The following is an 11,352-nucleotide window of genomic DNA, read 5'->3' as shown; positions in this document are numbered from 1 at the left end:
AGATTTTTGATATAATTAATTCAAATAAAATATAATGGATAGAAGAATTTTAAAAGCAACCCTAACACTATTTTTAGGGCTTATTGTGCAAATTACTTTTGCGCAAAAGAAAACTGTTACTGGTACTGTTTCAGATACATCAGGGAAATTACCAGGAGTTAGTGTAGCTCTAAAAGGTACTGGTGTAGGAACAGAAACTGATTTTGAAGGTAATTATACTATTTCTGTAACTGAAGGAGATATTTTGGTTTTTAGTTATTTAGGATATAAATCAAATCAAAAAAAAATAGGGAAGCTTAATACAATTAATGTATTACTAGAAGAAGATAGTAGTGAGTTAGATGAAGTAGTTATTGTTGGTTACGGTACTCAAAGTAAGAGAAAATTAACAGACAATATTGTAAAATTAAGTTCAGATGATATAGCAGATGTACCTACACCTAGTGTTATGAATTCATTAGCAGGTAAGGCTGCTGGGGTTCAAATTAGTCAAACAAACGGTAAGGTAGAAGGTGGCTTAAATTTTAGAATTAGAGGACAGTCTAGTATTAGTGCTGGTTCAGATCCTTTATATGTATTAGACGGAATTCCATTAATAAACAACAATGAGTCTAGTAATGGAGCTCCTACAAATCCATTATTAACTTTAAGTCCAAATGAAATTGAATCTATAGATATTTTAAAAGATGCTTCATCGGCAGCAATTTATGGAGCAAGAGGTGCAAACGGAGTTGTGCTTATTACAACAAAGTCTGGTAAAGAAGGCAAATCAAAGTTTTCTGTAAATATTTCTAGTGGAATAAGTGAAAAAGCAAACTCTAGAGATTGGTTAAATGCAGAACAATATGTTGAGTTGCTTTTAGAATCTGGTAAAAATGGTTTAGCTGTTGAGGGTTGGCCAGCAGAAGGGTATGTAGAAGAAAGGTTAGATAGGTATTCTGATAATACATGGAGAGAAGGAACGTATGATACAGATTGGGAAGACCTTGCTTTGGTTAAAGGATATACTAGAGATGCAGATTTTTCTATTTCTGGAGGAGATGCAAAAACAACTTACTTCTTTTCTGGTGCTTATAATGATACTAAAGGTATTGTAAGAGGAAATGAATTAAATAGAATAAGTTCTCGTTTAAATGTTACTCATAAATTAACAGATAAATTTTCTGCAGGAATGAATTTAAGTTTCTCTAGAACAAACATTGATAGGATTGCAGATGATAATGCATTTGTATCACCATTACAAGCAATTGCACAACCACCAATTTCTCCAGATTTTGTAGATGGAGAACCTTTTGAAGGTACGCCGTATGCAAATTTTCTATTACAAGATAAACATGCATATTACAATACAATTATTAGAAGAGTAACAGGTAAAGTTTTTGCAGCATATCAATTTACAGATAATTTAAAATTTAATTCAGATTTTGCATACGATTTGTATTCTCAGACAGAAGATAGTTTTACAGGAAGTTTAGCTCCTTTTCAATCTACAAACGGAGAGGCTTTTGCTTCTAATGTAAATACAGAAAACTATATTTTTAGTAACTATTTAAGTTATAATAAAACTTTTGGCGAAAATCATGATTTAGATGTTATTCTTGGTACAGAATTAAATAAGAGTAAAAGAAGATTTAATAGTGTTACTGGACAGCAATTTCCAACAGACGATTTTCAAACAATAAGTTCAGCAGCAGAAATTACTGCAGGTTCTGGTAGTTTTACAGAATATGCTTTTGTTTCTTATTTTACAAGAGCAACTTATGCTTATAAAGATAGATACTTATTTAAAGCAAGTTTTAGAAGAGATGGTTCTTCAAGATTTGGTAGCGATTCTAGATTTGGTGTTTTTCCTGCTTTTTCTGCGGGTTGGATTCTTTCTGAAGAAAACTTTTTATCAGAAAGTTCAGCAATCTCTTTCTTAAAATTAAGAGCTAGTTACGGTCAAGTAGGAAATGCAGAAATAGGGAATTTTGCTTCTAGAGGTTTATTTGGTGGAGTTTCATATAATCAAAAACCAGGTATTGCACCAATTCAAGCAGGTAATAATGAGTTAAGTTGGGAAACATCAGACCAAAGTGATGTAGCAATAGAATATGGTCTTTTTAACGGAGTACTTTCTGGGGAAGTAGCTTATTATGTAAAAGATACAAAAGAATTATTATTTGAACAACCTTTGCCTTTATCTTCTGGAGCGCCAGAGCAAGGGGGTATTAATAATAATATTGGTAGAATGAAAAGTGATGGTGTTGAATTCTCTATTACTTCTAAAAACATTCAAACAAACGATTTAAAATGGACTACAAGTTTTAATATTGGAACAAACAATAATGAAATAATTGAATTACCAGAGGGACAAGATGTTGTTAATGGTCAGAATATTTTAAGAGAAGGAGAAGCTGTAAATTCCTTATACTTAATAGAGTATGCTGGTGTAGATATTGATAATGGAGATGCATTGTATTATTTAAATACAGATGATGGAAATGGAAACTTAGATAGAGGTACTACAAACGACCCAAATGCTGCAAGTAGAGTTGTAGCAGGAAACCCTTTTCCAGAAGTTATAGCAGGTCTTACAAATACTGTTCTTTATAAAGATTTTGATTTTACAATGACTTTTCAAGGAGAATGGGGAGCAAGTATATATAATGGAGGTGGACGTTTTCAGTCTGTAAATGGAGACTGGTTTGATAATCAAACGCTAGATCAATTAGATAGATGGCAAAACCCAGGAGATATAACAAATGTACCACAAGCAAGATTAGGTGCTGGTAATGGTACAAGTCATTCTACAAGATTTTTAGAAAAAGGAGATTTTATTAGACTTAGAAACATAACATTAGGGTATTCAATTCCAAAGGCATTAATTGATAAAATGGGATTATCTAAGTTAAGACTATATTTAAGTGGTCTTAATTTGTTAACAATAACAGATTACACAGGTTATGACCCAGAATCTAGAAGTGATGCAGGTGGTGTAGGTCAAACGTTCTATTCTGCTCCTGCAGCAAAAACACTTTCAATAGGTCTTAACGTAACTTTTTAATTTAAAAACTTTATAAAAATGAAAATAATAAAATATACATTAATTTTAGTTTTATTTTTTACAATTATTAGTTGTGAAAAAGAGCTAGATATTGAGCCAGCACAAAGTATATCTACAGAAAAGGCATTATCTACAGAAGATAATGTTTTAAATATTTTAGTAGGTACATATACAGAGGCAGGAGAAAGTTCATCATTTGGTGGAGATACACAGATTATTGCAGATTTGTTAGGGAACACAACTCAAATGAGTTGGGGAGGTACTTTTGTAGATCCAAGGCAATTTAATTCTAAAGGTGTTTTAGTAAACAATGGTTTTGTAGAAGCTGTTTGGGGAAATTCTTATGAAGTAATTAACCAAGCAAATTTGGTTATCGATAATTTATCTATAATTACAAGTGGTGCAGCAGATAATGCAGAAGGAGAAGCTAAGTTTTTAAGAGCCTTAATGTATTTTGATTTAGTTCGTCATTTTGGTAAACCTTATGAAGCAGGAGTAAGTAATACTCAGTTAGGTGTACCTTTGCATTTAAATGGTATTATTGATTATGGTATAGATTTAAATATTGCTAGAAATACTGTTGAAGAGGTTTATAGTCAGATTATAGCAGACTTAAATGATGCTTTTTCTAAATTACCAGAATCTAATGATATTTTTGCAGATAAATATGCGGCAGAAGCTTTGCTAGCTAAAGTATATTTTCAACAAGGTAATTATGCAGCAGCAAGAGATGCAGCAAATGATGTAATAACAAACAGTGGTCATACTTTAGCGCCAACTTATAGTGGTGCTTTTAATAATGATGTAGATAGTGTAGAAGATCTTTTTGCTTTTCAAGTAACGTCTCAAGGTGGAGATAATGATTTTATCACATTTTATGCTTCTCAAGATTTTGGAGGTAGACAAGGTGATATTGATTTACAAGCAGGTTTTTTCGAATTGTTTGATGACGCTGCAAATGATGAAAGATATAGTTTTACATACATCAGTTCAGACACTGGTGGAACTTTAACCTCAAAATATACAAATCAGTTTGCTAACATTACTGTTTTAAGAATAGCAGATATGCATTTGGTAAGAGCAGAATCTAACTTTAGAGAAGGTACAAGTGTTGGTTTATCTCCTTTAGATGAAGTTAATGCTGTAAGAGCAAGATCTAACGCAGCTGCTTTAAGTACATTAACTTTAGATGTATTGTTTAATGAAAGACAATTAGAGTTGTCTTTTGAAGGTCAATTAATTCATGATATTAAGAGAACTCAAACAAATGTTGGTGCATTATCTTATGATGCAGATGAATTAGTATTACCTATTCCGCAAGCGGAAATGGATACAAATACTTTAATGGTTCAGAACTCAGGATACGTTAATTAGAGTACATTTTAAAACAAAAAAGAAAGGCTATTTTTAATTAAATAGCCTTTCTTTTTTATCTATAATTGAGTCATTCTTTTTTAGATATAACTTTTTACTTTAATGAAGACTTTTAAAGTAATCAAAAGCCTTTATAAGTCTACTTCCTGTCCAAGAAAACATTTCTCCATCTACAAGTATCGCTTTGGCTTTAGGTGTGAAATTTTCTATTTCTAAGATGTGCTCTTGCTTAAAAGGAAAAGGTTCTGATGATAACAAAATAAAATCTAATTGTGTATCTAATTTCATTTCATCCAAATCTACTTCAGGATATCTTTCTTTATGCTGATAAATATTATCAAACTTGTTTAGCTGCAATAAATGATTGATAAAAGTATTCTTACCAACTGCCATCCATGGTTTTTTCCAAATAAAATAAACAACTTTTTTAGACTCTTTCTGCTTAATAAATTCTTTAAAACTAGTTAACTCGATATTAATTTTATCAATAATTTCTAACGCTTTATTTTCTACAGAAAAGAGGTTTCCGTATTGTTTAATAAGTTCTAAATTATCATCAATAGTAAAAATGTCTGATACATGCGTAGCAGTAATTTCTTCGCAAATTTGTACAATTTCTTTAGAGTTCTCTTCCTTATTGCAAAGAATTATATCAGGCTGTAAAGCCTTAATTTTTTCGACATTAATATTTTTTGTACCTCCAACAACTGTTTTGGTTTGTTTTAAATGTGTTGGACTAATACAGAATTTTGTAATACCTACAATGGCATTTTCTAAACCTAAATCTACCAATAACTCTGTTAAACTGGGGACAAGACAAACAATACGTTTCGGCGTTTTATCAAACTTTAAAATCCGTCCTATTTGATCCTGGAATTCCATGTAATTATTGCGCTAAAATAGTCGCCATTTCTTGTTGTAATTCTTCAGCTTTTAAAGCAGCATTTTGTGCAAAATTTTCATCTTTAGAAGCGTAAATAATTCCTCTAGAAGAATTTATTAATAAACCAATATTTTCTGATAAACCATATTTACAAACATCTTGTAAATTTCCTCCTTGTGCACCAACACCAGGAACTAAAAGAAAAGAGTTAGGTACAATTTTTCTGATTTCTGTAAAATATTCTGCTTTAGTTGCGCCAACAACATACATTAAGTTTTCAGAATTTTTCCATCCTTTAGAAGTTTCTAAAACCTCTTTGTATAGTTCTCTTCCATTCACTTCTTTAGTCTGAAAATCGAAAGCACCCTCATTAGAAGTTAGGGCCAACATAATAGTATGCTTGTTTTTAAAAGCTAAAAATGGCTCTACAGAATCTTTACCCATATAAGGTGCAACAGTAACAGAATCGAACGCTAAGTCTTCAAAAAAAGCTTTTGCGTACATGGTAGAGGTGTTGCCGATATCGCCACGTTTTGCATCTGCAATTGTGTAGATTTCTGGGTAGTTTTTATTTAAATACTGAATTGTTTTTTCTAAAGATTGCCAACCTTTTATACCGTAAGCTTCATAAAAAGCAGTATTAGGTTTATAGGCAACACACAAATGATGCGTAGCATCGATAATTGCTTTGTTAAATGCAAAAATAGGATCTTCTTCTTTTAAAAGATGTTGCGGAATTTTGGTCAAATCCACATCCAATCCAATGCATAAAAATGATTTTTTCTTTTTAATTTGGGCAATAAGTTCTTGTGTTGTCATTTGTTTTCTATAAGTTTTGCAAAAATAGGTATTTTTGTTTTTAAACAAAGCGTCTAATTGTAAGTATTGAGATCTTTAGGTGACAAAAATTAAAAAATAAGTAATGTTCAAAAAAATAATAGTCTTAGTTTTCGTGTCGTTTTTAGCGAGTTGTAATTTAGAAACTCCAACCGAATTTTCAGAAAAAGCGCTTCAAGAAAAAGTGTACGATTTAAACGACGAAGAATTTACTTTAAAAGAAGTAATCAATCAGCATAAGGGTAAAAAGGTTTTAATTGATGTTTGGGCATCTTGGTGTAGAGATTGTTTAGTAGGAATGCCTAAAGTAAAAGAATTGCAAACAGCGTTTCCGGAAGTAGTGTATTTATTTTTATCTGTTGATGAAAAAAAGTCTTCGTGGAAAAGAGGTGTAAAACGTTATGATGTTATTGGAGAGCATTACAATTTACCACAAGGAATGAAGAAAGGAGATTTGGTTGGTTTTTTAAATCTTAGTTGGATTCCTAGATATGTTGTGGTTGATGAAAATGGAAAAATAACATTATTTAATGCTACAGATGCTTCTGATGAAAATATAATTAAAGCATTAAAATAATAAATATTTTGATAGCCTTTTACTCTTGTTTTTTCGTTGCAAATAGTCATTTATTAAGTCCTTTTTCTATCAGCGATAACGGTTTAAGATCTTTTTAATACATTAAAAAAAAAACTATATAAAACGTTATAGTAACTATTTGCTTTTCTGGGTGTTTTTTGTCTTTCCATTTCTTAAATTTACATCCAAATTAATAAAAACATTAACAAGGGCCTTTTAGGTGATAAAATAATAATTATGAGAACAAAAATAGTAGCAGGTAACTGGAAAATGAACAATGATAAGAAAGAAAGTAAAAAACTTATCAAAGATTTAAAAAAAGCAATTAAAAAAGAGAAATTAAAAAATACTCGTGTTATTGTTGCTCCTACTTTTGTAAACTTATCGGCTTCTTTAAAAGTAGCAGACGGTTCTGCTATTGAAGTAGTTGCTCAGAATATGCACCAAGCTAAAAATGGAGCTTATACAGGAGAGATTTCTGCAGATATGTTAAAAGCAATCGGAATTAAAACGGTTATTTTAGGACACTCTGAAAGAAGAACTTATTTTAATGAAACAGATGAATCTTTAGCAGCAAAAGTAGATGCTATTTTAGAAAATGATTTAGAAACAATTTTTTGTTTTGGAGAATTATTAGAAGACAGAAAATCTGAAAACCATTTTGCAGTAGTAGAAAGCCAAATTTCTAATGCATTATTTCATTTAGGAGCAGATGCTTGGAAAAGCATTATTTTAGCCTATGAACCAGTTTGGGCAATTGGTACAGGAGAAACAGCAAGTGCAGAACAAGCGCAAGAAATGCATGCTTTTATTAGAAGTATTGTAGCTAAAAAATACAATCAAGAAGTTGCAGATGCTGTTTCTATCTTATACGGAGGAAGTGTAAAACCTGCAAATGCAGAAGAAATTTTCTCTAAACCAGACGTGGATGGTGGGTTAATTGGTGGAGCAGCTTTAAATGTAGATGATTTTACAGGAATTATTAAAGCTATTTAAGCATCGTACTTAAAAATATTTACAATAAATTTGCATCGAGATTTTAAAATCTCGATGCATTTTTTTTACAAGACATTTATGGATAATATTTATATAGAATACAATTTTACAGTAACACCAAAAGAACCAGCGACAGAAATTTTAATTGCAGAATTAGGAGAGGTTGGTTTTGAAAGTTTTGTTGAAAATGAAAACGGAGTAACCGCTTACATTCAAAAAGATGATTGGAACGCTAGCGTTTTAGAGGATATTTTTGTTTTAAACTCTGAAGAGTTTTCTATAGAATACGATCAAAAAGAGATTGAGCAAACAAACTGGAATGCAGAGTGGGAAAAGAATTTTTCACCTATTCAGGTGGAAGACGTGGTTAGTATTCGTGCGCCATTTCATGAAAACCCTCATTTAAAATATGATATTGTAATTGAGCCAAAAATGAGTTTTGGTACAGGTCATCATGAAACTACACACATGATGGTACAACATTTATTACAATTAGATTTAGAAGGGAAAAAAACATTAGATATGGGGTGTGGAACCGGAATTTTGGCAATTTTTGCTGAAATGAAAGGCGCAAATCCTATTGATGCTATCGATATTGATAATTGGTGTTATGAAAATTCTGTAGAGAACGTTGAGAGAAATAATTGTAAAAATATTTCGGTTTTTGAAGGAGAAGCAGCTCTTTTAGTAGATAAAAAATATGATGTTATTATTGCGAACATCAACAGAAATATTTTATTGATGGACATGCAAGCATACACGAATTGTTTAAATGATAACGGTGTGCTTTTATTAAGTGGTTTTTATCAAGATGATATTCCTGTGATAGATGCAGAAGTTTCTAAATATAATTTAAAATTAGAAACTGTTATAGAAAGAAATAATTGGGTTGCATTAAAATACAATAAATTGTAATTTTGTAAAATGAGTACAAAAGAAAAAATACAAGAAGAGGTAGATGTCTTAGAACAAGAGGTTTTTCAGCATGAAATAGTATTGCATAATGATGATGTAAATACTTTTGATCATGTAATAGAATCTCTAGTTACTGTTTGTGAACATTCTTTTGAGCAAGCAGAGCAATGTGCAACTTTAGTTCATTACAAGGGAAAATGTACAGTTAAGTCTGGTGAACTTAAAGATTTAGAGCCAAGATGTTCTAAATTATTACAATTAGGTTTATCCGCAGAATTAGTATAATTGAAAATAAGTAGTTTATGGAAAATGTTTTTAAATATTACGAGTTTTCACCCTTTTTTTTAGATACATCAGATAGTTTTTCTGGTAATGAAATTAGTTTCACAGAATTAAATGAAACTCATTTTTTAATTTTTGAAAAGAATAAAGATGCATATAATTTATATGTATCTAGATATCTTCAAAAAAATGATATTGGAGTAAATGCCCCAGAAATATTAGAATTATTAGTAGAAAACTACGATAAGAGCATTCCTGCTCACCGAATAATGATTAAGCAATACCTTCACTAAAGTACCTTTCACCGAATATTTTTTTAGAAATACCTATTTTATTTTTTATTTGTAGTGACTTTTATAAACAATATGAGTCTTATAGATAAGAAACAATATATATGGTTAAAAAAATTACTTTTTTACTAGTGATAATTTTTATGCTTCCTGCGTTAGGATATAGTCAAGCTGTTCCTATGCCTGCAGGTCCACCACCACCTCCGGGATTGCCTATAGATAATTTAATAGGTATTTTGTTTTTAATAAGTTTAGGAATAATATACGGGTCTAGAAAGATCCTTAAAGATAGTAGTAGTTAGTTTTTATACTAAGTTTGGTTAGACGAAAAGGCCTTGGACATTTGTTCAAGGTCTTTTCTATTTACTCAATTTGGTAACTTTAATATTAATTCTTATTATCTTTTTAGGTTGATGTAGAAAATAAAATTAGTTTTCTGTTTGTGTCATATTATCAGCAACTACAATTATATAATTAGCAATGCTTTCTTTTTCCTCTGATGTTAATTTACTCCATTCAGTTGCTGTTACCGTTGTAATTGATTTAATGTTTAAACCTGGGTTAATTTGATGAATCCACCATATAATTCCTTGTCCATAGTTAGAGTGGTAAGAACCTTCTATATGAAGTAATAAATCTCCTTTTTTAAAGTTTTTAAGAGAAAAATGCGCCATTGTTGCATCTTTTGCTGCTTGAGCAGTTTGTATGTTTAACATATTTGGAGGAACATGTCCGCCCATGTTATCTGCCATTTCTGCATACGCTTTTAAAGTTGGGTCAAAATATTTTTCTAAATCCGGACCAATTAAAGCAAGTGCTTCAGGGCTTAATTCTTTTAAAGCGCTTATTCCTTTTTTACTGATTAAAGAAGCATATCTTCTAGGGATGTTTGTTGCAATAAAACGAAGTTTATTTTCTTTTGCAAATTCAACTAAAGGTCTGTAATCTGTGTCATAATTGTTCCACATTTGTGTCATTTCAGGAATCATTTTACTTTCTGGATATAATCCAGATAAATATTCATTTAAAACCAATTGATTTCCGCTTTCTAACATTTCTGCTCCAAAGAATAATGAGTCTCCTTTTATTTCAAACAGGCTTTTACTAACTTCTAATTGCATCCAATGTGAAATTGGGTTGTAATGATACTCTCCAAAAAATACCATATCACTATCAGCAAGATCTTTAATCATTTTATTATAATTGGCAGTCTTTCCATTATTTTTAAATAATTGATAAGCAGGTTTATCTTGTGCCTTGGTAGTGCTTATTAAAGATATAAATAAGAGAGTTGTAAGTATTAAGTATTTCATGTTTTGTTGGTTTAGGTTTGCGAAATTAGAGGATGAAATAAAAGGTTCTAGTTAAAGGATTGTTAAATATAATTTGCTTTTTAATTATTGTTTTAACACGCTATTTTAGGTAGTTTATGTACCGAAGTTTTCTTTTTATTATTTTAATGCAATTTAGTTGCAATAATATAAAAAATAGAATATGTTTGCAATTGCGTTAATGCAACTTGATTGCTTTAATGGCAGTAGAGTATTATTTATATTTAAAAGTAAAAAGTATTTGTTGATAAAATAATTAAATTATTATTTAATGTCTTAATGAAGTTCAGTCGCTTAAAAAATAGTATCACTTATTTGTTTCTTGTTCTTTTTCTATCAATGAAAATGGCAGGCTTACATGCTTTGTCTCATACAGATGATAAAGAGCATGCATTATATTGTGCAGTATGTGATAATGCGATTGTAAACAATTTAACTCCCATAATTACTTCAGATGCACCTGATCTCGAATTTAAAAACATTGAATTTTTTATTCAGAAAGAAATAATAACAAACTACAAAAGTATTATTTCTAAGAATACTTTTCCTAGAGAGCTCTTTTCTCGACCTCCACCTTTTTTAGTGTAAGTTTTTCTATGCATATTATTTATAATTTCTATAAGTAATTAGTTCTGTGTTTATTCAATTGATTTCTTTTAAGTGGTTTATTTAATTCATTTTTTTATGGATGTTTTAAACAGCTTAGTTGTTACTCTGTGTCAGTTTAATAAAGCAAGCTATTGGTTAGTCTTTATGTGTGTATAGATTTTGTCGTGGTTCTTTTTTAAGAACAAATGTTCAAATCTTATAGTATACAATTA

At 30.2% G+C, this 11,352-nt stretch carries 11 protein-coding genes; 8 read left to right on the top strand and 3 right to left on the bottom strand.

Annotated features, from left to right (window positions below; all coding sequences use genetic code 11):
* Positions 1–34 precede the first annotated feature (34 nt).
* Together H0I29_RS03095 and H0I29_RS03090 are read left to right on the top strand one after the other, a co-directional pair.
* Positions 35–3,046, top strand: a complete 3,012-nt coding sequence (locus H0I29_RS03095; RefSeq protein ID WP_218754392.1) for a TonB-dependent receptor — start codon at positions 35–37, stop codon at positions 3,044–3,046.
* Between the two features lie 18 nt (positions 3,047–3,064).
* Entirely contained in the window at positions 3,065–4,420 is a 1,356-nt protein-coding gene (locus H0I29_RS03090; protein ID WP_218754391.1) for a RagB/SusD family nutrient uptake outer membrane protein, read from the top strand.
* Positions 4,421–4,519: 99 nt separating this feature from the next.
* On the opposite strand, the gene H0I29_RS03085 is transcribed toward H0I29_RS03090, so the two are convergent.
* Together H0I29_RS03085 and pyrF are read right to left on the bottom strand one after the other, a co-directional pair.
* Entirely contained in the window at positions 4,520–5,302 is a 783-nt protein-coding gene (locus H0I29_RS03085; RefSeq protein ID WP_218754390.1) for an ABC transporter substrate-binding protein, read from the bottom strand.
* Between the two features lie 4 nt (positions 5,303–5,306).
* Positions 5,307–6,122: an orotidine-5'-phosphate decarboxylase gene (gene pyrF, locus H0I29_RS03080; protein ID WP_218754389.1), complete on the bottom strand. Its 816-nt coding sequence runs from the start codon at positions 6,120–6,122 to the stop codon at positions 5,307–5,309.
* A 103-nt stretch (positions 6,123–6,225) separates the two neighbouring features.
* Between pyrF and H0I29_RS03075 the strand changes: the two genes are divergently transcribed.
* The 5 genes from H0I29_RS03075 to H0I29_RS03055 all read left to right on the top strand — a co-directional run bounded on the left by H0I29_RS03075 (position 6,226) and on the right by H0I29_RS03055 (position 9,203).
* The gene (locus H0I29_RS03075) at positions 6,226–6,717 is read left to right on the top strand and encodes a TlpA disulfide reductase family protein (protein ID WP_218754388.1); all 492 of its coding nucleotides are present in this window, start codon (positions 6,226–6,228) and stop codon (positions 6,715–6,717) included.
* Between the two features lie 237 nt (positions 6,718–6,954).
* Complete coding sequence (tpiA, locus tag H0I29_RS03070) at positions 6,955–7,713, top strand: triose-phosphate isomerase (RefSeq protein ID WP_218731343.1); 759 nt, start codon at positions 6,955–6,957, stop codon at positions 7,711–7,713.
* Between the two features lie 78 nt (positions 7,714–7,791).
* Positions 7,792–8,628 (top strand): 50S ribosomal protein L11 methyltransferase, encoded by an 837-nt coding sequence (gene prmA / locus H0I29_RS03065; protein WP_218731342.1) that lies wholly within the window; start codon positions 7,792–7,794, stop codon positions 8,626–8,628.
* Positions 8,629–8,637: 9 nt separating this feature from the next.
* The gene (locus H0I29_RS03060) at positions 8,638–8,913 is read left to right on the top strand and encodes an ATP-dependent Clp protease adaptor ClpS (protein ID WP_165732346.1); all 276 of its coding nucleotides are present in this window, start codon (positions 8,638–8,640) and stop codon (positions 8,911–8,913) included.
* A gap of 17 nt (positions 8,914–8,930) precedes the next feature.
* On the top strand, positions 8,931–9,203 hold the full coding sequence (locus H0I29_RS03055) for a hypothetical protein (RefSeq protein ID WP_218731341.1): 273 nt from the start codon (positions 8,931–8,933) through the stop codon (positions 9,201–9,203).
* 425 nt (positions 9,204–9,628) lie between these two features.
* Here the strand turns inward: H0I29_RS03055 and H0I29_RS03050 are convergent, their stop codons facing one another.
* A complete protein-coding gene (locus H0I29_RS03050; RefSeq protein WP_218754387.1) occupies positions 9,629–10,513 on the bottom strand; it encodes a ChaN family lipoprotein in 885 nt (294 codons plus the stop codon).
* Positions 10,514–10,876: 363 nt separating this feature from the next.
* On the opposite strand from H0I29_RS03050, the gene H0I29_RS03045 reads away from it, so the two are divergent.
* Positions 10,877–11,119: a hypothetical protein gene (locus H0I29_RS03045; RefSeq protein ID WP_218754386.1), complete on the top strand. Its 243-nt coding sequence runs from the start codon at positions 10,877–10,879 to the stop codon at positions 11,117–11,119.
* The last annotated feature ends 233 nt before the right edge of the window (positions 11,120–11,352 follow it).

Origin of the sequence: Polaribacter sp. R2A056_3_33 (assembly GCF_019278485.1) — a bacterium.
Taxonomy (GTDB): domain Bacteria; phylum Bacteroidota; class Bacteroidia; order Flavobacteriales; family Flavobacteriaceae; genus Polaribacter.
This window is presented reverse-complemented; position numbering and strand designations above follow the sequence as displayed.

What these genes read in the sequence shown, in the direction of transcription:
- H0I29_RS03095 (WP_218754392.1), top strand. Translation starts at nt 35, where the DNA reads ATGGATAGAAGAATTTTAAAAGCAACCCTAACACTATTTTTAGGGCTT.
- H0I29_RS03090 (WP_218754391.1), top strand. Translation starts at nt 3,065, where the DNA reads ATGAAAATAATAAAATATACATTAATTTTAGTTTTATTTTTTACAATT.
- H0I29_RS03085 (WP_218754390.1), bottom strand. Translation starts at nt 5,302, where the DNA reads ATGGAATTCCAGGATCAAATAGGACGGATTTTAAAGTTTGATAAAACG.
- pyrF (WP_218754389.1), bottom strand. Translation starts at nt 6,122, where the DNA reads ATGACAACACAAGAACTTATTGCCCAAATTAAAAAGAAAAAATCATTT.
- H0I29_RS03075 (WP_218754388.1), top strand. Translation starts at nt 6,226, where the DNA reads ATGTTCAAAAAAATAATAGTCTTAGTTTTCGTGTCGTTTTTAGCGAGT.
- tpiA (WP_218731343.1), top strand. Translation starts at nt 6,955, where the DNA reads ATGAGAACAAAAATAGTAGCAGGTAACTGGAAAATGAACAATGATAAG.
- prmA (WP_218731342.1), top strand. Translation starts at nt 7,792, where the DNA reads ATGGATAATATTTATATAGAATACAATTTTACAGTAACACCAAAAGAA.
- H0I29_RS03060 (WP_165732346.1), top strand. Translation starts at nt 8,638, where the DNA reads ATGAGTACAAAAGAAAAAATACAAGAAGAGGTAGATGTCTTAGAACAA.
- H0I29_RS03055 (WP_218731341.1), top strand. Translation starts at nt 8,931, where the DNA reads ATGGAAAATGTTTTTAAATATTACGAGTTTTCACCCTTTTTTTTAGAT.
- H0I29_RS03050 (WP_218754387.1), bottom strand. Translation starts at nt 10,513, where the DNA reads ATGAAATACTTAATACTTACAACTCTCTTATTTATATCTTTAATAAGC.
- H0I29_RS03045 (WP_218754386.1), top strand. Translation starts at nt 10,877, where the DNA reads ATGGCAGGCTTACATGCTTTGTCTCATACAGATGATAAAGAGCATGCA.